Origin of the sequence: Marinobacter salinisoli (genome assembly GCF_017301335.1) — a bacterium.
GTDB classification, from domain to species: Bacteria; Pseudomonadota; Gammaproteobacteria; order Pseudomonadales; family Oleiphilaceae; genus Marinobacter; species Marinobacter salinisoli.
Genome location: NZ_CP071247.1, coordinates 3,051,741 through 3,076,459, shown reverse-complemented (window position 1 = coordinate 3,076,459; position 24,719 = coordinate 3,051,741). Strand labels below are relative to the sequence as shown.

The window sequence follows — 24,719 nt, the reverse complement described above, 5'->3', positions numbered from 1 at the left end:
TCCTGCAAAGGTCCTCGCTTATTGTGCCGGGGTTTTCGCGGCGAAGTGTCTGGGGGTGGTAATGGATACCATGCGGCGGTCCAGCTCAACCATATCCGCGACAATGTGGCCACCTTCGCGGATGACGAAATCCAGCTCGTCATCAACGGTATCCAGTTGGGCTGACTGCTGATCCTGCCACTCTTCAAGCGCTTCGAGTGAGTCGAACGGCTCTTCGCCCCGGAGTTCGCGACGGGCATTGGCAATGCTCAAACGGGTTCGTTCGATTTGTTCGTGCTGCGCTTTACGAGTCTCGAAATTGAGGCTCACGGATTCCAGCTCACGTTGCTCATTCAGAAACTCGATTTCTTCCTGCAGCAGGTTGAACTCCGGGCTGGTGGCAAACCGTGTTTCATGACGCTGGCGGAGTTCGTCGATAATGCCGCTGAAATCGAAGTAGCGGGTATGCGGAACAGCCTCAATCTGATCCCAGGGCAGGGCGCGATCGAGGGCGTCCTCACCAATCCGGGTTTTGTCGATACGAGAGGGGATCTCGATGTCCGGGATCACGCCTTTGTGCTGGGTGGAGCCACCTGACACCCGATAGAACTTGGATTGGGTAATTTTCAGCTGGCCGTGATTCAGTGGCCGAACCGCCTGCACCGTGCCCTTGCCGAAGGTCTGGGAACCGACCACCAGACCGCGACCGTAATCCTGGATGGCGCCGGCGAAGATTTCCGAGGCGGATGCACTCATTCGATTGGTCAGTACCACCAGTGGGCCGTCATAGGCCACCGAAGGATCCTGGTCGTCCAGTGTCTGAACTTCGTTGTTTGCGTGCCGGATCTGTACCGTCGGACCTTCATCGATGAACAGCCCGACCAGATCGTTGGCTTCGTGAAGAGCTCCACCGCCATTGTTGCGGAGGTCGATCACCAGGCCGTCCATGCCATCGTCCCGCAATTCCTGAATCAGACGGCGGACATCCCGCGTGGTGCTCTTGTAATTGGGATCACCGGCCTGCATGGCCTGGAAATCCGCATAAAAGGTTGGAATATGAATAACGCCGATGCTGTAGTCATCCCCGCTTCGTTCCAGCTGGATCAGATCCTTGCTGGCGCTCTGTTCTTCCAGTTTCACTTCATCGCGTTTGATCGCGATGGTTTTGGTGATGGTGTCGTCGCTGGCGTTGGCGGGGATTACCTCCAGCGTCACCACTGAATTGCGCGGGCCGCGGATCAGGTCCACCACCTCATCCAGGCGCCAGCCAATCACGTTAACCGGCTTCTCTTCGCCCTGAGCAACAGACACAATGCGGTCAGCGGGCTGCAACTGGCCCTGCTTGGAGGCTGGTCCGCCTGGCACCAGTCGAACAATCTTGGTGTATTCGTTATCAGCCTGCAGCACCGCGCCGATGCCTTCCAGCGACAGGCTCATGTTGATGTTGAAATTTTCCGATGTGCGGGGCGAAAAGTAGGATGTGTGCGGGTCCCAGATGCTGGTGAACGCGTTCATGTAGGCCTGGAATGCGTCCTCGCTGCGGGCCTGGTAGGCGCGTTTCAGCTGGCCCTCGTAGCGACGCTTGAGGGACTCTTCGATAGCGTCATCGTCCTTTTCATTCAGTCGCTGAGCCAGCACCGCGTTCTTGATCCGCTTGGTCCAAAGCTCATCCAGCGCGGCAGTATCGGCTTCCCATTGTGCCTCGGAGCGATCGACGCGAATGGTCTCTTCGGCGCCAAAGTCCAGTGTATCGATGCCTTTGTCCAGCACGGAAAGAGCAAACTGGAGCCGCTCGATGATTCGCTGCTGTACCAGGTTGTAGATATCGAATCCTGGCTGAAGCTGCCCGGTTTTCAGGGCCGAGCCCAGTTGGCCCTTCATGCCGGTAAACTGGTCGACGTCTTTTCGGGTCAGGTAGATACGCTGGCCGTCCAGGTAGTCGAGGTAGGCGTCAAAGACTTGCTCGGAGAGCTGATCGTTAATGCCCATGTCGCGGAAATGCGTGAACTGAAGCTGGCGGGCGATCAAGATGTTCGCTCGGGCCTGGTCGATGGTTGGTGCAACCGGCTCGTATACCTGCGTGTCATCGATTTTCGCAGACAGCCCCAGTGGCATCCCAAGCATCAGCGCAAGGCCGATGGCTTTATAGATCCCGGTGCGGCTGCCGGCGGCAGCGGCGCGACGAGCGACAGTTCTTTCCGCGTAGGTCATAAACTCTTACCTGACTTTACTGGGGCGGCTCCCGGAACAGGATGCCGGCTTACCCGTTAGCGAATAGACTCATTGTAGGCAAGCGCTACCCCCGTTGCCATAGGAGTGACTGGGGTGATCGTGACAATCTGTCCATGAAAGTGTCAGGTCAGAGAACAGGCCGTTGCCGGAGGGGCGGAGAGCCACTCCGGCCCCGGGGTCAGCTAAAGATGGCGTTGGCTTCGGCTTTTTCGACCAGCAATTTGGGCGGCGCAAAGCGTTCGCCATACCGGGCGGCCAGCGTGCTCGCCCGCTCGGTGAAGGCTCGGACACCGTACTGGTTGATAAACTGAATGGCGCCGCCGGTCCAGGCGGCAAAACCGATTCCGAATATGCTCCCGATATTCGCATCTGCAACGGTTTTGAGTACGCCTTCTTCGAGGCAGCGCACGGTTTCGATGGCCTGAATGAACAGGATGCGATCTTTCAAATCCTGAAGCTCAATCGATGCGGCCTTTGCCTTGTCCACAAACAGGTGCTCCAGCTCGGGCCAGAGGTGCTTCTTGCCGTTGGCCGGATAGTCATAGAAACCAGCGCCAGCGGCTTTGCCTTTGCGGCCCTGCCTGTCAACCATCTGGTCAATCACTGCCTCGGCCGGGTGAGGCGACCAGGTGCCGCCAGAGGCTTCGGTGTCTTTTTTGCTCTGCGCCCGGATATGCTGCATCAGGGTCAGGCTGACTTCGTCGGAAATGGCAAGCGGGCCAACTGGCATGCCGGCGAACAGGCCGGCATTTTCGATACTGGACGGGTGGATGCCCTCGGCCAGCATGCTGATCCCCTCGTTCACGAAGGTGCCAAACACTCTGGAGGTAAAGAAGCCACGGCTGTCGTTGACCACGATGGGAATCTTGCCGATTTGCTGAACGTAATCGAATGCCCGTGCCAGGGTTTCATCGGAGGTTTTGGCGCCCACGATGATTTCCACCAATTGCATCTTGTCGACCGGAGAGAAGAAATGCAGGCCAATAAAGTTTTCCGGGCGCGCCGATGCCTCGGCCAGCTGAGTAATCGGTATGGTGGAGGTGTTCGAGGCAAAAATGCCATTCTCAACCAGAGCGGACTCAGTCTCTCTGGTCACTTTGGCTTTCAGGTCGCTGTCTTCGAACACGGCCTCGATGATCAGGTCGCACCCCGCCAGATCACTGACTGAATCCGTCGGCCGAATGCGGGCAAGAATGTCGGCTTTGTTTTCCGTCGTCATACGGCCACGGCTGACCTTTTTCGCCAGCAATTGCTCTGAGTAGTGCTTGCCTTTCTCGGCGTTTTCCACCGACACGTCTTTCAGCACCACTTCGACGCCCCGGGTGGCGGTGGCATAGGCGATTCCTGCCCCCATCATGCCGGCCCCGAGGATCCCAACCTTCTTGACGTTTTCTTTGGCGTAGCCGGTCGGGCGGCTGCCGCCGGAATTAAGCGCATTGAGCTGGAACCAGAAGGTGTTGGTCATATTCTTCGCAACCTGCCCAATGACCAGTTCGGCGAAGTAGCGCGTCTCAATCAGGCTACCGTTGTCAAAATCAACCTGCGCACCCTCTACGGCTGCGGACAGAATTCGCTCCGACGCGGGATAGCAGCCTTTCGTTTTCTGCTTGAGCATGGCCGGTGCGATAGCCAGCTTCTGTGCCATCGCCGGGTGGTGAGGGGCTCCGCCGGGGAGCTTGAATCCTTTCTGATCCCAGGGCTGCTGGCATTTCGGGTTGGCATCTATGAATTCCCGTGCCTTGGCCAGCATGTCCTCCGCTGAATCCGCCAATTCATCAATAATGCCGGCCTTCAGCGCGGCTTTGGGATTCACTTTCTTGCCCTCCATCAGGAACGGAAAGGCGGCTTCCAGGCCAATCATCCTGGGCAGGCGCTGGGTGCCTCCGCCGCCGGGAAGCAAGCCTAGTGTGACCTCTGGCAGCCCCAGTTGGATGGAATCGTTGTCGATGGCAATCCGGTGATGGCAGGCGAGTGCAAGCTCCAGGCCGCCACCCAGGGCAGCGCCGTTGATGGCCGCGACAACCGGTTTGCCGCTGGTTTCCAGGGCGCGCATGTCGGCTTTGAGCGCGTTGACCATTGCCTCGAAGGCCTGTGCGTCTTCGCGAGTAACCTTGTGGAGTTCATTCAGGTCACCGCCGGCGAAGAAGGTTTTCTTGCCGGACGTCAGGATAACGCCGCGGATGTTGTCGAGCTCGGCCTTTGCTTTTCCAACGACCTCGGACAGGGCGTTACGGAACTCTCCGTTCATGGTGTTGGCGGACTGGCCCGGCATGTCGATGGTCAGGGTCAGAATCTGGTCTGAAGCCAGTTCGTATCGGATGGCTGTCATATTTGGTTCTCCGTGCAGGAAAAGTGTCGGGTTCAGACGCGTTCGATGATGGTCGCGATGCCCATGCCGCCGCCAACGCAGAGTGTGGCAAGGCCATAACGCAACTCCCGGCGTTCCAGCTCGTCCAGCAGGGTGCCCAGGATCATGGCTCCGGTTGCGCCGAGTGGATGCCCCATGGCGATGGCACCGCCATTCACGTTCACTTTTTCATCGGGAACCGACAGTTCTCTCTGGAACCGCATCACCACAGAGGCGAAGGCTTCGTTCACTTCAAACAGGTCTATCTGATCGACGGTCATGCCCGCTTTGGCCAGCGCTTTACGTGCCGCGGGTGCCGGGCCGGTCAGCATGATAGTGGGGTCTGTGCTGGTCACGGCCGTGGCAACAACACGGGCCCGCGGCTTGAGGCCCAACGCCTCGCCCTTGGCGCCGCTGCCAATCAGCAGGGCAGTGGCGCCATCAACGATGCCGGAGGAGTTGCCGGCGTGGTGGACGTGATTGATTTTTTCGACATAGTGGTACTTTTCGCGCGCGACACTATCGAAGCCCATTTCGCCCATCATCTGGAACGAGGGCTTCAAACCGGCCAGCGATTCCACGGTGGTGTCTGCTCGTACGTGTTCGTCCCGGTCGAGAATGACCACGCCGTTTTGGTCGCACACCGGGACAATGGACTTGGCGAAATAGCCGCTGGCCCAGGCGTGGGCGGCTTTTTGTTGCGAGCGGACGGCAAAGGTATCGACGTCCCGGCGGCTAAACCCTTCAATGGTAGCAATCAGGTCGGCGCCGATGCCTTGCGGCATGAAGCCTGTATGGAGGTTGGTTTCCGGATCCATGGCCCAGGCGCCGCCGTCCGATCCCATGGGAACACGGGACATGGATTCAACGCCTCCGGCGACGACCAGATCTTCCCAGCCAGAGCGCACTTTCATGGCAGCCAGGTTCACCGCCTCCAGGCCCGACGCGCAGAATCGATTCAGCGTTACACCGGCCACTTTCTCATCCCAGTCTGCCGCCAGGGCAGCGGTTTTGGCGATGTCGGCGCCCTGATCGCCAACGGCCGTGACACAGCCCATGACGATGTCGTCAACCTGTGCCGTGTCCAGGTTGTTGCGCGCTTTCAGTGCATCCAGCAGCGTGGTCAGTAAGGTCACGGGCTTGACGCTGTGCAGGGAACCATCCTTCTTGCCTCGGCCCCGCGGGGTCCGCACGGCATCGAAGATATAAGCTTCGGTGGTCATTGGCTGTCCTCAGTTCATTATCGTTGTTCGGATTCGTTGTGATGGCCTTACCATAGCGGTTAGCAGCGAGCGTGTGTAATGACGGTGCCTGCCAATCCGATTGGCGAAATTGCTCAGCCGCAGTGACAAGGTTAGGGCGTGGTTCTATGGTAAGGGGAGGTCGTGCACGAATGTGGGAGGAGCATTTTCATGTCCCTCAGAGATGCCATCGATAATTTTTACGAGCGGCTGGTGCAGGATGCCATTGATGCCACACGGGAAGACTCGGATACCGCTGACTATCTGGCCGATGTCATGTGTGTAGCGCTCAACCGTCTTCCGCCACGTTACTATCGCCACCCCATCGATATGCTGTTTTATCTGGGGGACGACGAACTCAAGGGAATGAAAGAAAAATCCCTGGCCGCTGTAAAAACGGCCAGGGATTTCGTGCGCGATCACCAGCGTTGATTGGGGCTGATCGTTCAGTCGCCGGCCAGTGCCGATATTGCCTTGCTCATGCGCTGGGTGAGTGACTGATCCGGCTGTTGGCTGGCATTGTCGACGCACCAGCCGGCTACCAGCTTTTCCAGTTCTTCCATTTTGCTGCCAGACGGTTCGGATGCACCCATGCCGTCGGCCAGGCGACGAACCTGGATTTCCATTCGGCGTTGTTGCTCTTCGGCCGGAGATTCCACGCCGCTCAGAATTTCGGCCCGGATTGCCAGTTCGCTGTAATCTGCATGGCTGAGGTGGCGGGCCAGCTCGGGCCAGTGAGCGGGCACGGCTGACTCATCGAGTTTAGCCTCTGCACTTTGTGCGACCAGCCCTTGCCAGTGACTGATGGTTTCCCCCATCGCCTGTCGGGCGAGGGCCTGCTTCAAGCGCTGAACCTCGGCTTTCAGCTTTTCCCGGGTGGTGCTGGAAACGTCGCTGCTCAGCAAGGTGTTCAGGCGCTGCAAGCCGTCTGAAAGCTTGCTCTGGGCACTGCTCTCGTTGCATCGGCCGATGTCATCGAGCGCCTGTGTCGCGGCCTCATCGGCGGCCTTGATGGCTTCCTTGTGGGCGTTGCGCTGGGCGTCCCGGCGGTCAAAGATCTGGTCGCAGGCGCGGCGGAATGCCTGCCAAAGTTTGCGATCTTCCCGGTGGCGCGTGATGCCTATGGTTTTCCATTCCTGCTGCAGATCTTTGGCCTGGTTGATTGCGTCCTGCAGCGGTTCCTGCTCGATCAGAGCCTGGGCTTTTTCCACAATAGCCTTTTTCTGGGCTTCGTTCTTCTCACGCTCTTGGTCAAGCGGCGCTTCCAGTCGCTTGAGCAGGTCATCAAAGCGCTTCTGCACCGCGCGGTTGTCCCGGAACTCCACTGGCCAGGCAGCCTTCCATTCCTGACGGGCGGTGTGGTGGATTTTTTCTGCGCCTTTCCAATCCATGGCAGACCAGTCTGCCTGTGTCAGGAACGTTTCTAATTCGTCGCAGATTTTTTGGCGTTTTTCGAGGTTGCTCTGTTTCAGGCCGGATTTCGCCGAGAAGTAATCCCTGCAAGGTTCGAAGGCCCGGTCTGAGGCTTCCTTGAATCGTGTCCACAGGGCGCGGTCGGACGAACCCCCAAGTTCACGCCATTCTTTTTGCAGGTCTTTGATGCGATCCGCCTTGGCTTCCGGTTCCATGGGCTGCTCGGCCAGGTATTCCATCTGCTCGCACAAAGCGATTTGCTTAGGCTCTGTGGCAAATCCCAGCCAGTCGCTGAGTTCGTTTACTTGGCCGTTCAGGCGCTGAATGCGAGCTTGAAAGGCTTTGCGTTCCCGTTGATTCAGGCGTTTGAATGCCGACTGTGCCGCTTTGAGCAGTTGCCGGGATTCTTTCAACTGCTTGCCCTCAAGAGCGTTCTCAAGATTGGTGATGGTTTTTTCCAGTTCGGCCACGATTGCATCATTGGAAGGTTCGTTGCGGCTTGGAGCAGCCTGAGCTGGCGGCTGCTTTTGCGCCAGTTTCTGCGCGGCCTGAAGTGCGCCGGGCAGCGGGTAGCCCTCCGGCCAGCTGATTTGCTCAACCAGGTCTTGCGCCTGAGTTTTCAGGTCGCTGTTGTTCTCGCCCGCAGTCTCCTGCGCAGCGGTCAAAGCAGAAAGCGCGTCTTTGTGCTGGGCAATTCGGCGAACGGCGCTGACATAGGTGCGCAGGGCAAGCATCGATTCGTTATAGGCTTTCTTTTCCGGGTCCGGAACCGCGGTATCCCTTGTAGCCTCCAGCCATCGGTTCTCCTGGGTTTTCTGCAGGGCGTCCAGGGAAGACAGTGACGGCAGATCATCCGGCGAGTGCGTGCGGAGGTCGTTCAGTGTCGTTTTCAGAAGGTCCAGAGTTTCGGCGCGCTGTTGCTTCTGGGCGGTATGACGGGCTTCTTCGTCGCGCACCTGCTGCATGGTGTCGAGACGTTCCTGGCATTGTCGTCGCGCTTCCCAGAAGTCCTGCACTTGTTCAGCGGAGGCATGCTGTTCCACCTCTTGCCACTGGGCCTGTAGCGCCTCGAGCCTTGCCGCATACAGCTTCGTATCTTCGCTACGGGCCTGCTCCTGGGCCGACTGAATCAGGTTTGCGATGAGTGCTGAGCGAGCTTCCTCGCGGGCCTTGGCTTCCCGTTGACTCTGGATGGTCTGCCGGACGGCCTGGTATACCCCTTTGTCTTTGCCTTTGGCGTTTTTCTGTACCTGTTGCAGGCAATCGGGGTCGGCCAGCTGTTTGGCTGCATTCAGCCGGATATCGGCTGTTACGCCTTCAACGGCCAGCGTTGCCAGTTGCTGCTGGTCGGGACCGTTATTGAGCATCTGGTTCTGCTGCTCTCGCAGGGTATCCCGGGTATCTGGCTGGTGAAGATCTTTCGCCGTCTGTTCAGTCGGGTGTGTCGGGGCAGGTTTGGAAGCGTTTTTGGATTTGAACAGTTTCTTAATGAATGCAGCCATGAAGGTATCCTTTCGGGATTGAAACCAGTCCTCGGTGTCGGGCACAGTAAACCGCCACCGGCCATCAGCGCCTCACAAAAAGGAGGGGCTGGGTACGGTTACCGGTTAAACCCGGTAACGTGAATTCCGGGGCTAGTCTAGCGTTTTGATTGCACAGGCGGGAAGGGGCTGAATGGCAAAACAGGAAAATCAGGACGATCCTCTCCACAAGGCTCGCTCAGTGGCGCTTCGACTTCTGGCCCGGCGCGAGCACAGTCGTATGGAGCTGACGATGAAACTGCGTCAGCGCCGCATCGATCGTGAGGTTATCGACCGCGTTCTGGACGAGTATGAGCAGAAGGGGTGGCTCGACGATACCCGGTTTGCGGATGTGTATGCGCGTCAGCGAATGGACCTAGGCTATGGCCCGCTTCGCATTCTGGCTGAGCTGCAGCAACGCGGGGTAGATGTTGCGCCTGACTGCCTGGAGCAGGTGAGCGAACAAGCCTGGCGCGAAAGGGCGGTGTCCCTGCGTGACAAGCGGTTTGGGCTCGATGACTTGCGAGAGGACTGGAATGAAAAAATGCGCCAGGCCCGTTTTCTGACCCGGCGCGGATTCTCGGTTGCTCAGGTTGAGTGGGCGCTGGAGGCTCGGCACCAGGGCGATTAAGCTCCGTTTCGCTGGCGCTCTTGTCGTCGCTGGCCGCTACAGGGTAGGTGGGATCACCCCCATATCGGGTGGCAGGCTGGCCTGGATGTCCAGATTGGGTTTCTTGCTGCCACCGGTGTCGCTACCTGCGTTCTTCGCTTCGAGGTCCACGATCTTTGGCGCATTTTCCCCGTCATCGTTGGCCGGCTCTGCCACCCGTGCCAGCACATCGTAATAACGGCGGATATTCTGAACGTACAGCACGGGCTCATGGCCACGGGCGTAACCGAAACGGGTTTTCGTGTACCACTCTTTTTGCGCAAGCAGTGGCAGGAATTCTTTCACGTCCATCCAACGGTCGGGATCGCGACCGGCATTTTGAGCCAGCCTGCGGGCATCTTCCAGATGTCCGAAGCCCACGTTGTAGGAAGCCAGTGCAAACCAGGTTCTATCCGGTTCCGGAATTCGATCGGGAATCTGGTCATGAACCATCCGGAAATACTTCGCGCCGCCATGGATGCTTTGCTCTGCGTCCAGTCGGTTGTTAATGCCAATATACTTGGCGGTGTTTCGAGTCAGCATCATGAGTCCGCGCACGCCAGTAGGCGAGACCGCATTGGGCCGCCAGTGGGATTCCTGGTAGCCAATGGCGGCCAGCAACCGCCAGTCAACGCCGTATTCGCGGGCGTAGTTGCGGAACATGTCGGAATACTTGGGCAGCCGGTTGTCTACGTGGTGCATGAAGGTTCTGGCCCCCACGTAATTCAGGCGGTCAAGGTGCCCGTAAAAGCGTTCGGCCAGCTGAGCCTGGGTGCCGTTGGCCTGGAGTTGTTTGAGAAACTGCCGCGCGGCCTTGAGCAGGGTGTCGTCCTGGGCGGCCGGAAAGAGCCATACCAGCTCTTCCGGTTCACCCAGTGCAAAGGCTTCTTTCACCTTGGGGAAGAAGACGTGGTTTAGCTCCAATTCGTTAGAAGAGACCACCGCGTATCCGAATTCACCGGTTTCGACGCGAGCAAGGATGCCGGCTGCATCGAGGCCCGGATGCACTTGCCAATGCGTTCCGGCTGACTGCACTTTGGCGTCTTCCAGCAAGTGTTGGTGGTTGCTTTCGGCAACCATATGCAAGGTATTGCCCGCCAGGTCAGGCAGCGAATCTGGAGCCGGAAAGTCGCGGTTATATACCACTACTGATTGGGCAGAGATGCCCGTAGGCAGGGTTTGGTAGTCGCCTTCCAGCCCAGGTTGTGCTGACAATCCCGCCAGGCCGATATGGGCGAAGTTGCGAGAGAGTACCGATAGAACTTCGGTGTTGTCCTGCGCGACGCGGACCCTCAGTTTTACGCCGAGCTCTTTGGCAAACCGCTTGGCCAGTTCGAAATCGTATCCCGTGGGGCCATCGCGGCCGTCAAAATAGATCGATGGCGCCTCCCGGGCGATGACGTGCAGAACGTTTTCGTCACGGATTTCCTGCAGGGTGCTGGGGCGTGAGCAGCCCGCAATCACCAAGGCAGCGCACACAAGAACGGGAATCCTGGCAGGAGCCGCCGCTTTTTCCAATATTGATCTGAACACTTCCCTGAACTCCATTTACAGCTGGCTCGTCGGGATACGTCAGGTTTGAAGAAATAGACGCATCCGATGTCGTGCTGAGTGTGGCTTCCATCCACACCTGAATGATCAACGCCCTGTGAGCATTGGTCAACACGGCTTGCCTAAGTAATATGCAAAACAATGTCAATTGTCCAGTTTCCAGGGGGGTACGGAAACTGTATCCCGGTCCGGCTTTGGAGTATCATGGCGGCCTTTCCAAATTCATCCAGATTTCCTCTTCTCGCGCGATACAGGTTGACATCATGCTCGAACTTCGCGGCGCCCCGGCGCTTTCGCCTTTTCGTTCCCGTAAATTGCACGCTCGAATCCAGGACGTGGTGCCTGAGGTGGAGCACGTTTACGCCGAATTCATGCACTTTGTGGATCTCGAAACGGATCTTTCGGCATCGGAGCAGGCGATTCTGGAGCGGCTTCTGAAGTATGGGCCGAGCGTGCCAACGGAAGAGCCAGACGGCGTTTTGTTCCTGGTGGTGCCCCGCCCGGGTACCTTGTCGCCTTGGTCCAGCAAGGCCACCGACATTGCCCGTAACTGTGGCCTGCGTCAGATCCAGCGTATCGAACGCGGCACAGCCTTTTATGTACGTGCCAGCCGTAAGCTGAGTCTCGCCCAGCGCGAGGATATTGCGGCGCTGCTGCACGATCGCATGACCCAGACCGTGTTCCATGAAATGGCCGGTGCGGGACTCCTGTTCAGCCATGACGAGCCTCGGCCGCTTGAACGCGTTCCGGTGCTCGAGGGTGGCCGTGCTGCGCTTGTCGAAGCCAATGGTCGTCTCGGGCTGGCTCTGGCAGAAGATGAGATCGACTACCTCACCAAGTCGTTCACGGATCTGCAGCGGGATCCAACCGACGTTGAGCTGATGATGTTCGCCCAGGCGAACTCGGAGCATTGCCGCCACAAGATTTTCAATGCGTCCTGGGATATCGACGGTGAAGGACAGGAAAAGTCGCTGTTCGCGATGATCCGTAACACTTATGAAATGAACAGTGAAGGCGTGCTGTCTGCTTACAAAGACAATGCGTCCGTGATTCGCGGTAGTCGCGGTGGCCGCTTCTTCCCGAACCCGGAAAGTGGTGTTTACGGCTACAACGAAGAAGACATCCATATTTTGATGAAGGTGGAAACCCACAACCACCCTACGGCGATTGCGCCGGCGGCCGGCGCAGCAACAGGCTCCGGTGGCGAGATCCGGGACGAAGGTGCCACTGGCCGAGGCTCCAAGCCAAAAGCCGGGCTCACCGGGTTTACCGTGTCCAACCTGAATCTGCCTGGCGATATCCAGCCATGGGAGGGGAATTACGGCAAGCCGGATCGGATCGTGTCGGCGCTGGATATCATGATCGAAGGGCCGATCGGGGGTGCCTCCTTTAATAACGAATTCGGTCGTCCCAACCTTGCCGGGTATTTCCGTACCTTCGAAGAGAAGGTGCCAGGCCCTGCGGGTGAGGAAGTTCGCGGCTACCACAAACCTATTATGATTGCCGGCGGGCTCGGCAACATCCGCGAAGAACACGTCGAAAAAGGCAACATTCCGGTGGGGGCCAAGCTGATCGTACTGGGCGGGCCTTCTATGCTGATCGGCCTGGGGGGTGGCGCGGCGTCGTCCATGGATTCGGGGTCCAGTAACGAAAACCTGGATTTTGCCTCGGTTCAGCGGGATAACCCCGAAATGGAGCGCCGCTGCCAGGAAGTCATCGACCGGTGCTGGCAAATGGGTGACAACAACCCGATTGCCTTCATCCATGACGTCGGTGCGGGTGGCCTGTCCAACGCGATGCCGGAACTGGTCAAGGATGGTGGTCGCGGCGGTAAGTTTGAGTTGCGCGAAATCCCCAGCGATGAGCCAGGCATGTCGCCCCTGGAAATCTGGTGCAACGAATCTCAGGAGCGTTATGTGCTTGCGGTTGCTCAGGAAAACCTGGAGCAATTTGACGCCCTGTGCCGCCGGGAGCGTTGCCCCTACGCGGTGATCGGTGAAGCGACGGAAGAGCATCATCTGGAACTGGGTGATTCCTACTTTGATGAGAAGCCGGTGGATCTTCCGATGGAGGTGCTGTTTGGCAAGCCGCCGCGCATGCATCGAAGTGTCAGTCGCTCGTCCTTTACCAAGCCAATTTTCGACTCTTCCAAGATTGATCTGAACGATGCCGTTCGTCGGGTACTGCGCCTGCCCTCGGTCGGTTCGAAGAGCTTTCTGATCACCATTGGTGACCGGACCATTACCGGTCTGGTGGCCCGGGACCAGATGGTGGGCCCGTGGCAGGTGCCGGTCAGTGACGTGGCTGTGACAACGGCCGCCTATGACGTTCAAACTGGCGAGGCCATGGCCATGGGTGAACGTACGCCAGTTGCCGTGATTGACGCGCCGGCGTCCGGCCGCATGGCGGTGGGCGAGGTTATTACCAACATCGCTGCAGCACCGATTGGCAAGCTGTCGGACATCCGTCTGTCCGCTAACTGGATGGCGGCAGCAGGTCATCCCGGCGAAGACGAAAATCTCTACGAAACCGTGCGCGCCGTCGGCATGGAGCTGTGCCCTGAGCTGGGGATCACCATCCCGGTGGGGAAAGACTCCATGTCAATGAAGACCACCTGGGAAGAGGACAACGGAGAGCAAAAGAGTGTAACTGCACCGCTGTCACTCGTTGTCAGCGGCTTTGCACCGGTCACGGATGTTGCCCGCACCCTGACCCCTCAGCTGCGCACCGATGCTGGTGAGACCGATCTGATCCTGATCGATCTGGCCGCTGGCCAGAACCGGCTGGGCGGATCCGCGCTGGCGCAGGTGTACAAGCAGGTAGGCGCTGTTGCCCCGGACCTGGACAACCCCGAGGACGTCAAGGCGTTCTTTGCGGTGATTCAGGGCCTGAATGCCGACGGTAAACTGCTGGCTTACCATGACCGCTCTGATGGCGGTGCGTTCGTGACGCTGGCTGAAATGGCCTTCGCCGGGCATGTTGGTATTGATGTGCGGCTCGACGGGCTGGTGGATAAAAAGGTACAGCTGGCTCGCGAGATTTTTAATGAAGAGCTTGGGGCGGTCATTCAGGTACGCAAGGATGACACGGCGTTCGTGCTTCAGCAGCTGTCCGCAGCGGGCCTGGGTGAGCACTCCAGTGTGATCGGTAGCCTCAACAGCGAGGATCGTATCCGCTTCAGTTTTGAAGACAGTACTTTCATTGATGAACCCCGTGCGACGCTCCAGCGGTTGTGGGCAGAAACCAGCTTCCGGGTCCAGTCCCTGCGGGATAACGCAGACTGCGCGCAGGAAGAATTCGATAACCTGCTGGACGCAGAAGATCCTGGCCTGAGCGCCGAGCTGTCCTTCGACATCAACGAAGACGTGGCCGCGCCGTTTATCAATCGTGGTGCGCGTCCGAAGGTGGCTGTGTTGCGCGAGCAGGGCGTGAATGGCCAGGTTGAGATGGCCGCGGCGTTCGATCGCGCCGGTTTCGAGGCTGTGGATGTCCACATGAGTGATCTTCTGGCCGGGCGAGTAACGCTGGACGGGTACAAGAGTCTGGTGGCCTGTGGTGGCTTCTCGTTCGGGGATGTGTTGGGCGCCGGTGAGGGGTGGGCAAAGTCCATTCTGTTCAATGACCGGGTCCGCGATCAGTTCGCTGCGTTTTTTAACCGGCAGGACACCCTGGCACTGGGGGTGTGTAACGGCTGTCAGATGCTCTCCAATCTGCATGAGCTGATCCCCGGCAGCGATGGCTGGCCCCGGTTTGTCCGAAACCAGTCCGAACAGTTCGAGGCCCGTTTGGTGATGACGGAAGTCATGCCGTCGCCATCAGCCTTCCTCGATGGCATGGCCGGCTCCCGCATGCCGATCGCCGTGGCCCACGGTGAGGGGCGGGTGGAGTTTGCTGGTGACGACACTGTCGAGAGCCTGATGGAGCGCGACATGGTTGCTTTGCGTTATGTGGACAACCGGGGCCAGGCGACTACCCGCTACCCGTTCAATCCGAACGGCTCTGAGGCGGGCATTACCGGTGTCACTACCCGGGATGGCCGGGTCACTATTATGATGCCCCATCCGGAGCGCGTATTCCGTGCGATTCAGCATTCCTGGCGGCCAGATGACTGGCAAGAGGACGGACCCTGGATGCGTATGTTCCGGAACGCGCGCCGGTGGTTCGGTTAATGACCTGAAGCCCGGGTAACGAAACCGGCCTGAAGAGCGCTGAAGCATCGGCGTTTTTCCGGCCGGTTTTTTTGTGGGCGCTGCGCTGCCCTTTAAAGGCGCGAGTCAACCGAAAAAAGGTGAATAAGCGGAAAAAAAGGCTTGACTGATTTGGTTTATGCACACTCCTGGTGCCTTTTTGGGTGTTCCGTGCACAAAGCTTGAGAGATAAGTTCAGTTTTTTCTTCTGACTTGTAAGATGTTGAAAATAAAAAGAAAAATATTATGGGTGAATTTGTCACCAATTTAACCTAAGTGTAGTAATCACGGGGTCTTGGGGCCTATACCCAAAAACTTTCCCCAAAGTTATCCACAGATTCTGTGGGTAAGTTCATAAGCCATTGAGTTGATCAAAAAATATACGATACTGGAGGGTCTATGTATAAATTGTGCTACTTCGTTCCAGCGTCTCACCTTGAGATAACCAAGCAGGCTTTGTTCGACGCTGGTGCCGGTAGGATTGGTGACTACGACAGTTGTGCATGGCAGTGCCAGGGGCGGGGTCAATTCCGGCCATTGGAAGGTAGCGATCCGTTCCTGGGGAAGTGCGGGGAGGTCGAACAGGTCGAGGAATACAAGGTTGAGCTGGTGTGTGAGGATGACGTGATCAGGGCCGCGTTGGGGGCGCTTAAGCGAGCTCATCCTTATGAAGAGCCCGCGTATGAAGTCTATCGAATGGAAGTGCTGTGATCAGCCGGTCTTGCTGGTGGCGGACATCGGCCGACGGATGTCATCGATATGAACGCCGAACGAATCGTTTTTTACATCTTCGACGAACAGCTCAAGCGTTTTTCTGACGGTTGGGAAGGATATTTCGCCCCACGGGATGTCTGCCAGATCAAACAGGCGAGATTCCAGTGATTCTTCGCCGGCACCGAACCGGCCGTCTTTTAACGACGCTCGGTAAAACATGTGCACCTGGTTAATGTGTGGCACGTCGATGATCGAGTACAGCCCGTCCACGACCACCTCAGCCAGTGCCTCTTCCATTGTCTCTCGCATGGCGGCCTCGACCGTGGTTTCTGCGTTTTCCATAAATCCGGCGGGCAGGGTCCAGTAGCCATAGCGGGGTTCGATGGCCCGTCGGCACAAAAGAATTTTTCCCTCCCATACAGGAACGGTGCCGGCAACAATTCGCGGGTTCTGGTAATGTATCTCTTCGCAGCTGATGCATACATAGCGGTGCCGGTTATCGCCCTCGGGAATGCGCTGTTCAACCGGATGGCCGCAGGTGCTGCAGTACTTCATGGTTTTCCCCGTATACTGAATAACATCAGGTGGTCAGTTTACCCATCAAGGCTGTCTGTGTCTCATGCAGCGTGCTTATGTATCTGGAGTCATAACTTGCGAGATTTACTTGCTGAGCGTCTTGCCTCTTACGCCCCCCGACAACTGGCACTCGATTATCCTGAAGCGGGCATTCTGGTGCCCGTGACTGACGACCATCGAAATCCCGAAATGGTGTTTACGCTCCGGTCAGCAAAACTGACCACGCATCGTGGTCAGGTGTCTTATCCCGGCGGTCGTCGGGATCTGCAGGACTCAACTCTGGAGTCAACGGCACTCAGGGAGACTCACGAGGAAATCGGTTTGCCGCCGGAACAGGTAGATGTAATCGCGCCACTCAGTCAGGTGATGTCACGGTATGGGATTCTTGTGACACCGTATGTGGGGGTGATTCCTGCTGATTATCCGCTTGAGCACAACCCGGATGAAATTGAGAGCATCTTCCGTGTGCCGCTGTCTTTTTTCCTCGAGGACAGGCGAGAACGCACCGATGCCCTCCCATTCATGAATCACACGCTCTACGTGCCCTGTTACCGCTGGGAGCGCTATCAGATATGGGGAATGTCTGCTGTGGTTCTGGTCGATTTCCTGAACGCTGTGTACGATGCCGGCATCGATTTATTAGAGCCACCGAAGGGAGACTGAAATGTTTTATGAGTTGGGCGAGCGAATACCCGAGTTGGTCGGCGGCGGCCAGTTCGTTGCGGAAAACGCATCTATTATTGGTCGTGTTCGATTGATGGAGCAGTCCAGTGTCTGGTTCAACGTGGTCATTCGCGGTGATAACGAATGGATTACCGTTGGCCCCCAGAGCAACGTGCAGGATGGTTCGGTGCTCCACACGGATCCGGGTATCCCGCTGACCCTTGGTCGTGGCGTTACTGTTGGGCACAAAGCGATGCTCCACGGTTGCGAGATTGGTGACTACTCTCTTATCGGTATCAATGCGGTCGTTCTCAATGGGGCAAAGATAGGTAAGCACTGTCTGATCGGCGCGAATACGCTGATCCCGGAGGGAATGGAAATTCCTGATGGCTCCATGGTTGTGGGGTCGCCCGGAAAGATAAAACGTGAGCTGAATGACAGCCAGAAAAAGATGCTGGAAATGAGCGCCCAGCACTATGTGCAGAATGGCGCCCGGTATCTTGAATCATTGAAGCAGTGTGAGCCTATTCGATGAGTGTGCGAGACAGAGTTCGCTCCCCGTGCGTTCATGTGTGTGCGCTCGATGAAAATGACATGTGTATCGGGTGTCAGCGAACCGGAGATGAGATCCTTCGCTGGACACAGATGACCGATGAAGAGCGGCGTGAGGTGCTGAAAAGCGTCGCAAAGCGCGAAGAAAAGGTTTCTCTCTGAGGCGTCGTTGGGCGCCTTTTCTCTATTTAGCTATTTTAGCGGGCAGGTGAGGACATGGCAGATAAACCTGGTGTACGTATCGGTACCCCCCTTAAGGACAGTGCGTTCAAAGTTTTGTTTTGTGGTTCGGGGGAGCTCGGCAAAGAGGTCGTTATCGAGCTTCAGCGATATGGTGTCGAAGTCATTGCCGTGGACCGGTACGCCAATGCGCCGGCCATGCAGGTTGCTCACCGTAGCCATGTCATCGATATGCTGGATGCCGTCGAGCTGCGTCGGATTATTGAACTGGAGCGGCCCAATCTGATTGTTCCGGAAATTGAAGCTATCGCGACGTCCGAGTTGGTCAAGCTCGAAGAAGAGGGATATCGGGTAGTACCCACGGCGCGGGCCGTTAACCTCACGATGAATCGGGAGGGCATTCGCAGAATGGCTGCTGAAGAAGAAGGGGTGCCAACCTCTCCTTATCGCTTTGCCGGGACGAAACAGGAATACCTCGACGCAGTAAAGGCGGTAGGGCTTCCTTTGGTGGTCAAGCCGATCATGAGCTCATCCGGTAAAGGTCAGAGTACCGTGAAAGCCGAGGGGGATATCGAGCCCGCCTGGGAGTATGCCCAGTCCGGGGGGCGTGCCGGCAAAGGGCGGGTGATTATAGAGGGCTTCGTGGATTTCGATTATGAAATTACGTTGCTTACTGTGAAGCATGGCGACGGGATCTCTTTTTGTGATCCGATTGGTCATCAGCAGGTAGAGGGTGACTATCGTGAGTCCTGGCAGCCCCAGCCCATGTCGGCCCTCGCGCTGGAGCGTTCAAAAGAAATCGCTCGTAAGATCGTGGAGAACCTTGGCGGTGACGGCCTTTATGGAGTCGAGCTATTTATCAAAGGGGATGATGTCTGGTTTTCCGAAGTGTCGCCGCGCCCACACGACACCGGGTTAGTCACCCTGGTGTCCCAGGACCTGTCGGAGTTCGCGCTCCACGCTCGTGCGATTCTTGGTCTGCCCATCCCGGGCATTCGTCAGAGCGGCCCGTCTGCTTCGGCCGTCATCCTGCCGGAAGGTGAGTCGGTCAATATTGCCTTTTCCGGTCTTGAAACGGCGTTGCTTGAGCCAGACACGCAGCTGAGGCTCTTTGGCAAGCCGGAGTTGAGGGGGCGTCGGCGAATGGGCGTGGCGTTGGCCCGAGCTAACTCCATTGAAGAGGCGCGGGAAAAGGCAAGGTCGTCGGCTGCTGCAGTCAAGGTTGAGCTGTGATCAGAAAATTCAGTCCGTTTTGAACAAAGCGCGAACATTCTGGTCATAGGTTGAGCAGTTCTGAGGGCGGTGTATAGGGGGAAACCGAAGCATCGTAAGAAATGTTAAAAAAGCGCGTTGACAGTCTGCCTGTGGCCTGTAGAATGCGCACCACTTCTGAGGGACACGGCGCCGGCAAGGCGCGGATTTTCAGAGGTAGTTGATTGAAATTGTTGAAGAAGATGGTTTTAAAGATTCTTCAAGAAAGCGATTGACAAGGTGGCGATTCACTGTAGAATGCGCGCCTCGCTCTTCGGAGCAAGCCGGAAGGTTTGAGTGGTTTGGAAGTTTGTTGAGAGCTTCGAAAATTACTTCAAAACAACGGTTGACAGGGTCGGGATTCGATGTAGAATACGCGGCCTTGATTGAGCAACGGCTCAACGTTCTTTAAAAAGTTAACCAAGTAATTCGTGTGGGCGCTGGCCGAGGTATTTCGGACATGAAATATCAGGACAGTGACTCGTCGAAATTGAGTTTTGTCTTGAGCAAGATTTGCGATTTTCGGATCGCTATATGATTTAAACTGAAGAGTTTGATCATGGCTCAGATTGAACGCTGGCGGCAGGCTTAACACATGCAAGTCGAGCGGTAACAGGGGTAGCTTGCTACCCGCTGACGAGCGGCGGACGGGTGAGTAATGCTTAGGAATCTGCCTGGTAGTGGGGGATAGCCCGGGGAAACTCGGATTAATACCGCATACGCCCTTCGGGGGAAAGCAGGGGATCTTCGGACCTTGCGCTATCAGATGAGCCTAAGTCGGATTAGCTAGTTGGTGAGGTAAAGGCTTACCAAGGCGACGATCCGTAGCTGGTCTGAGAGGATGATCAGCCACATCGGGACTGAGACACGGCCCGAACTCCTACGGGAGGCAGCAGTGGGGAATATTGGACAATGGGGGAAACCCTGATCCAGCCATGCCGCGTGTGTGAAGAAGGCTTTCGGGTTGTAAAGCACTTTCAGTAGGGAGGAAAACCTTGCGACTAATACTCGTGAGGCTTGACGTTACCTACAGAAGAAGCACCGGCTAACTCCGTGCCAGCAGCCGCGGTAATACGGAGGGTGCAAGCGTTAATCGGAATTACTGGGCGTAAAGCGCGCGTAGGTGGTTTGATAAGCGAGATGTGAAAGCCCCGGGCTTAACCTGGGAACGGCATTTCGAACTGTCAGACTAGAGTGTGGTAGAGGGTAGTGGAATTTCCTGTGTAGCGGTGAAATGCGTAGATATAGGAAGGAACACCAGTGGCGAAGGCGGCTACCTGGACCAACACTGACACTGAGGTGCGAAAGCGTGGGGAGCAAACAGGATTAGATACCCTGGTAGTCCACGCCGTAAACGATGTCTACTAGCCGTTGGAGATCTTGAATCTTTAGTGGCGCAGCTAACGCACTAAGTAGACCGCCTGGGGAGTACGGCCGCAAGGTTAAAACTCAAATGAATTGACGGGGGCCCGCACAAGCGGTGGAGCATGTGGTTTAATTCGACGCAACGCGAAGAACCTTACCTGGCCTTGACATCCTGCGAACTTTCTAGAGATAGATTGGTGCCTTCGGGAACGCAGTGACAGGTGCTGCATGGCCGTCGTCAGCTCGTGTCGTGAGATGTTGGGTTAAGTCCCGTAACGAGCGCAACCCCTATCCCTAGTTGCTAGCAGTTCGGCTGAGAACTCTAGGGAGACTGCCGGTGACAAACCGGAGGAAGGTGGGGATGACGTCAGGTCATCATGGCCCTTACGGCCAGGGCTACACACGTGCTACAATGGTGCGTACAGAGGGCTGCAAACCCGCGAGGGGGAGCTAATCTCACAAAACGCATCGTAGTCCGGATCGCAGTCTGCAACTCGACTGCGTGAAGTCGGAATCGCTAGTAATCGCGAATCAGAATGTCGCGGTGAATACGTTCCCGGGCCTTGTACACACCGCCCGTCACACCATGGGAGTGGATTGCACCAGAAGTAGTTAGTCTAACCTTCGGGAGGACGATTACCACGGTGTGGTTCATGACTGGGGTGAAGTCGTAACAAGGTAGCCGTAGGGGAACCTGCGGCTGGATCACCTCCTTAAACGAAGCCGAACGCTTCGGTCAGAGTCCACACGAATTACTTGGTTGGCTAATTAAAGAGAGCAACGGGTCTAGCAGGCCCATGCCATTGGGTCTGTAGCTCAGGTGGTTAGAGCGCACCCCTGATAAGGGTGAGGTCGGTGGTTCAAGTCCACCCAGACCCACCAAAATTGCGTAGCTCGTCGTTGTCGAATGGCTTGCCTAGCAGGCTAGGCGGCACCAAACGACGCCTAGATCTACACAATTTTTGCAGTAGCTGAATTGGGGCTATAGCTCAGCTGGGAGAGCGCCTGCCTTGCACGCAGGAGGTCGGCAGTTCGATCCTGCCTAGCTCCACCAAACTTAACTGATCGATTCGGCGGCGCCGGATTGGCAGTGTCCAGAAACAAGCGTTTCCATTGTGAAGCTCTTCTTTCTGATCACTGGGTCAGATTTGCTCTTTAACAAATTGGACGAGATAGACGAATATTTTTCTCTCATTATCTCCGAGAGAAAATGTTCAAAGTGATAACGATTTCAAGCGTTATCCGGTGTGTCGTTGAAGTGGTTGTTTATAGCTTCGAATGACGGTCTCGAGTGGGAATCAATATCAGGCTTGCCTGGTGGTGATGCTCGGTCGTGATCAGTTGTTTTGGGGTTATATAGTCAAGCAACTAAGCGCATACGGTGGATGCCTTGGCAGTCAGAGGCGATGAAAGACGTGGAAGCCTGCGATAAGGTTCGGGGAGCTGGCAAACGAGCTGTGATCCGGACATCTCTGAATGGGGAAACCCACCGACTTTCGGGTCGGTATCTTACACTGAATACATAGGTGTAAGAGGCGAACCGGGGGAACTGAAACATCTAAGTACCCCGAGGAAAAGAAATCAACCGAGATTCCCTTAGTAGCGGCGAGCGAACGGGGACTAGCCCTTAAGCTAGACAACTGGTAGGAGAAGGCTCTGGAAAGTGCCGCCATAGTGGGTGATAGCCCCGTATCCGAAACCTGAGTCTGGTGAAATCGAGTAGGACGGGACACGTGATATCCTGTCTGAATATGGGGGGACCATCCTCCAAGGCTAAATACTCCTGACTGACCGATAGTGAACCAGTACCGTGAGGGAAAGGCGAAAAGAACCCCTGTGAGGGGAGTGAAATAGATCCTGAAACCGTATGCGTACAAGCAGTCGGAGCCCACTTGTTGGGTGACGGCGTACCTTTTGTATAATGGGTCAGCGACTTATGTTCAGTGGCGAGGTTAACCATCTAGGGGAGCCGTAGGGAAACCGAGTCTGAATAGGGCGACTTAGTCGCTGGGCATAGACCCGAAACCGGGCGATCTATCCATGAGCAGGTTGAAGGTGCCGTAACAGGCACTGGAGGACCGAACCCACTGTCGTTGAAAAGCCAGGGGATGACTTGTGGATCGGAGTGAAAGGCTAATCAAGCCCGGAGATAGCTGGTTCTCCCCGAAAGCTATTTAGGTAGCGCCTCGGACGAATACCACTGGGGGTAGAGCACTGTTTGGGCTAGGGGGTCATCTCGACTTACCAACCCCATGCAAACTCCGAATACCAGTGAGTACTATCCGGGAGACACACGGCGGGTGCTAACGTCCGTCGTGGAGAGGGAAACAACCCAGACCGCCAGCTAAGGTCCCCAAGTACCAGTTAAGTGGGAAACGATGTGGGAAGGCTCAGACAGCTAGGAGGTTGGCTTAGAAGCAGCCACCCTTTAAAGAAAGCGTAATAGCTCACTAGTCGAGTCGGCCTGCGCGGAAGATGTAACGGGGCTCAAACTGGTCACCGAAGCTGCGGCTGCATACTTTGTATGCGGGGTAGGGGAGCGTTCTGTAAGCCTGCGAAGGTGTGTTGAGAAGCATGCTGGAGGTATCAGAAGTGCGAATGCTGACATGAGTAACGACAATGCGGGTGAAAAACCCGCACGCCGGAAGACCAAGGGTTCCTGCGCAACGCTAATCGGCGCAGGGTGAGTCGGCCCCTAAGGCGAGACCGAAAGGTGTAGTCGATGGGAAACGGGTTAATATTCCCGTACCTTGGATCACTGCGATGGAGAGACGGAGAAGGCTAGGTGAGCCGGGCGACGGTTGTCCCGGTTTAAACGAGTAGGAAGAGGGCTTAGGCAAATCCGGGTCCTCAATTCCGAGACGTGACGACGACTGCTCATTGAGCGGGAAGTCATTGATGCCATGCTTCCAGGAAAATCTTCTAAGCTTCAGGTGATTCGAGACCGTACCCCAAACCGACACAGGTGGTCAGGTAGAGAATACCAAGGCGCTTGAGAGAACTCGGGTAAAGGAACTAGGCAAAATGGTGCCGTAACTTCGGGAGAAGGCACGCCGGTGTGTACGTGAAGCCCCTGCGGGTGGAGCGGAAGCCGGTCGAAGATACCAGGCCCCTGCGACTGTTTATTAAAAACACAGCACTCTGCAAACACGAAAGTGGACGTATAGGGTGTGACGCCTGCCCGGTGCCGGAAGGTTAATTGATGGGGTTAGCATTCGTGCGAAGCTCTTGATCGAAGCCCCGGTAAACGGCGGCCGTAACTATAACGGTCCTAAGGTAGCGAAATTCCTTGTCGGGTAAGTTCCGACCTGCACGAATGGCGTAACGATGGGGGCGCTGTCTCTACCCGAGACTCAGTGAAATTGAAATCGCCGTGAAGATGCGGTGTATCCGCGGCTAGACGGAAAGACCCCGTGAACCTTTACTATAGCTTCACAGTGAACTTTGAGCATGCTTGTGTAGGATAGCTGGGAGGCTTTGAAACCATCACGCCAGTGGTGGTGGAGCCAACCTTGAAATACCAGCCTGGCATGTTTGAGGTTCTAACTTGGTCCCCTTATCGGGGATGAGGACACTGTGTGGTGGGTAGTTTGACTGGGGCGGTCTCCTCCCAAAGCGTAACGGAGGAGCACAAAGGTGGGCTAAGCATGGTCGGACATCATGCGGTTAGTGTAATGGCACAAGCCCGCTTAACTGCGAGACAGACACGTCGAGCAGGTGCGAAAGCAGGTCATAGTGATCCGGTGGTTCTGTATGGAAGGGCCATCGCTCAACGGATAAAAGGTACTCCGGGGATAACAGGCTGATACCGCCCAAGAGTTCACATCGACGGCGGTGTTTGGCACCTCGATGTCGGCTCATCACATCCTGGGGCTGAAGCCGGTCCCAAGGGTATGGCTGTTCGCCATTTAAAGTGGTACGCGAGCTGGGTTTAGAACGTCGTGAGACAGTTCGGTCCCTATCTGCCGTGGACGTTGGAGATTTGAGGAAAGCTGCTCCTAGTACGAGAGGACCGGAGTGGACGAACCTCTGGTGTTCGGGTTGTGTCGCCAGACGCATTGCCCGGTAGCTATGTTCGGACAGGATAACCGCTGAAAGCATCTAAGCGGGAAGCCCCTTCCAAGATGAGATCTCCCTGGACCCTCGAGGTCCCTAAAGAGCCGTTCAAGACCAGGACGTTGATAGGCCGGGTGTGTAAGCGCTGCGAGGCGTTGAGCTAACCGGTACTAATTGCTCGTGCGGCTTGACTATATAACACCCAAGACAATTGCGGATAACGCGAAATCAACATCACAGTCC

General features: G+C 56.6%; 14 protein-coding genes, 2 tRNA genes and 2 rRNA genes. 12 read left to right on the top strand and 6 right to left on the bottom strand.

Annotated elements, in window-relative coordinates:
• Positions 1 to 18: 18 nt before the first annotated feature.
• The 3 genes from LPB19_RS14025 to LPB19_RS14015 all read right to left on the bottom strand — a co-directional run bounded on the left by LPB19_RS14025 (position 19) and on the right by LPB19_RS14015 (position 5,781).
• Positions 19 to 2,190: a carboxy terminal-processing peptidase gene (locus LPB19_RS14025; RefSeq protein WP_206643508.1), complete on the bottom strand. Its 2,172-nt coding sequence runs from the start codon at positions 2,188 to 2,190 to the stop codon at positions 19 to 21.
• Positions 2,191 to 2,389: 199 nt separating this feature from the next.
• Positions 2,390 to 4,540 (bottom strand): 3-hydroxyacyl-CoA dehydrogenase NAD-binding domain-containing protein, encoded by a 2,151-nt coding sequence (locus LPB19_RS14020; protein ID WP_206643507.1) that lies wholly within the window; start codon positions 4,538 to 4,540, stop codon positions 2,390 to 2,392.
• Between the two features lie 32 nt (positions 4,541 to 4,572).
• Positions 4,573 to 5,781 carry an acetyl-CoA C-acetyltransferase gene (locus LPB19_RS14015; protein WP_206643506.1) on the bottom strand — a complete coding sequence of 403 codons (1,209 nt, stop codon included), beginning with the start codon at positions 5,779 to 5,781 and terminating at the stop codon, positions 4,573 to 4,575.
• Between the two features lie 189 nt (positions 5,782 to 5,970).
• Here LPB19_RS14015 and LPB19_RS14010 point away from each other — a divergent pair, with 189 nt between their 5' ends.
• Positions 5,971 to 6,231 carry a late competence development ComFB family protein gene (locus tag LPB19_RS14010; RefSeq protein WP_206643505.1) on the top strand — a complete coding sequence of 87 codons (261 nt, stop codon included), beginning with the start codon at positions 5,971 to 5,973 and terminating at the stop codon, positions 6,229 to 6,231.
• 14 nt (positions 6,232 to 6,245) lie between these two features.
• On the opposite strand, the gene LPB19_RS14005 is transcribed toward LPB19_RS14010, so the two are convergent.
• Positions 6,246 to 8,714, bottom strand: coding sequence for a DUF349 domain-containing protein (locus tag LPB19_RS14005; RefSeq protein WP_206643504.1), 2,469 nt, complete (start codon positions 8,712 to 8,714; stop codon positions 6,246 to 6,248).
• A 172-nt stretch (positions 8,715 to 8,886) separates the two neighbouring features.
• Between LPB19_RS14005 and LPB19_RS14000 the strand changes: the two genes are divergently transcribed.
• On the top strand, positions 8,887 to 9,363 hold the full coding sequence (locus tag LPB19_RS14000; protein WP_206643503.1) for a regulatory protein RecX: 477 nt from the start codon (positions 8,887 to 8,889) through the stop codon (positions 9,361 to 9,363).
• Between the two features lie 36 nt (positions 9,364 to 9,399).
• Here LPB19_RS14000 and mltF read toward each other — a convergent pair whose 3' ends face one another.
• Positions 9,400 to 10,929, bottom strand: a complete 1,530-nt coding sequence (gene mltF / locus LPB19_RS13995; protein ID WP_206643502.1) for a membrane-bound lytic murein transglycosylase MltF — start codon at positions 10,927 to 10,929, stop codon at positions 9,400 to 9,402.
• A 266-nt stretch (positions 10,930 to 11,195) separates the two neighbouring features.
• Here mltF and purL point away from each other — a divergent pair, with 266 nt between their 5' ends.
• Both purL and LPB19_RS13985 read left to right on the top strand, forming a co-directional pair.
• Entirely contained in the window at positions 11,196 to 15,101 is a 3,906-nt protein-coding gene (purL, locus tag LPB19_RS13990; RefSeq protein ID WP_206643501.1) for a phosphoribosylformylglycinamidine synthase, read from the top strand.
• Between the two features lie 417 nt (positions 15,102 to 15,518).
• On the top strand, positions 15,519 to 15,830 hold the full coding sequence (locus LPB19_RS13985; RefSeq protein ID WP_206643500.1) for an NGG1p interacting factor NIF3: 312 nt from the start codon (positions 15,519 to 15,521) through the stop codon (positions 15,828 to 15,830).
• Here the strand turns inward: LPB19_RS13985 and LPB19_RS13980 are convergent, their stop codons facing one another.
• Positions 15,831 to 16,388, bottom strand: a complete 558-nt coding sequence (locus LPB19_RS13980; protein ID WP_206643499.1) for an NUDIX hydrolase — start codon at positions 16,386 to 16,388, stop codon at positions 15,831 to 15,833.
• 96 nt (positions 16,389 to 16,484) lie between these two features.
• Between LPB19_RS13980 and LPB19_RS13975 the strand changes: the two genes are divergently transcribed.
• From LPB19_RS13975 to LPB19_RS13940, 8 genes are all read left to right on the top strand, one after another.
• Positions 16,485 to 17,072, top strand: a complete 588-nt coding sequence (locus LPB19_RS13975) for an NUDIX hydrolase (RefSeq protein ID WP_206643498.1) — start codon at positions 16,485 to 16,487, stop codon at positions 17,070 to 17,072.
• 1 nt (position 17,073) lies between these two features.
• Positions 17,074 to 17,607: a gamma carbonic anhydrase family protein gene (locus tag LPB19_RS13970; RefSeq protein ID WP_206643497.1), complete on the top strand. Its 534-nt coding sequence runs from the start codon at positions 17,074 to 17,076 to the stop codon at positions 17,605 to 17,607.
• Positions 17,604 to 17,786: a DUF1289 domain-containing protein gene (locus tag LPB19_RS13965; protein WP_206643496.1), complete on the top strand. Its 183-nt coding sequence runs from the start codon at positions 17,604 to 17,606 to the stop codon at positions 17,784 to 17,786. Before LPB19_RS13970 ends, LPB19_RS13965 begins: the two co-directional genes overlap by 4 nt.
• A gap of 54 nt (positions 17,787 to 17,840) precedes the next feature.
• Positions 17,841 to 19,037 carry a formate-dependent phosphoribosylglycinamide formyltransferase gene (gene purT / locus LPB19_RS13960; protein WP_206643495.1) on the top strand — a complete coding sequence of 399 codons (1,197 nt, stop codon included), beginning with the start codon at positions 17,841 to 17,843 and terminating at the stop codon, positions 19,035 to 19,037.
• 559 nt (positions 19,038 to 19,596) lie between these two features.
• Positions 19,597 to 21,136: ribosomal RNA gene (locus tag LPB19_RS13955) — 16S ribosomal RNA — on the top strand.
• Between the two features lie 89 nt (positions 21,137 to 21,225).
• Positions 21,226 to 21,302: transfer RNA gene (locus LPB19_RS13950), tRNA-Ile, on the top strand.
• 96 nt (positions 21,303 to 21,398) lie between these two features.
• Positions 21,399 to 21,474: transfer RNA gene (locus LPB19_RS13945), tRNA-Ala, on the top strand.
• Between the two features lie 304 nt (positions 21,475 to 21,778).
• A 23S ribosomal RNA gene (locus LPB19_RS13940) occupies positions 21,779 to 24,671 on the top strand.
• Together the 16S and 23S rRNA genes with 2 tRNA genes alongside form the textbook arrangement of a ribosomal RNA operon.
• Positions 24,672 to 24,719 lie beyond the last annotated feature (48 nt).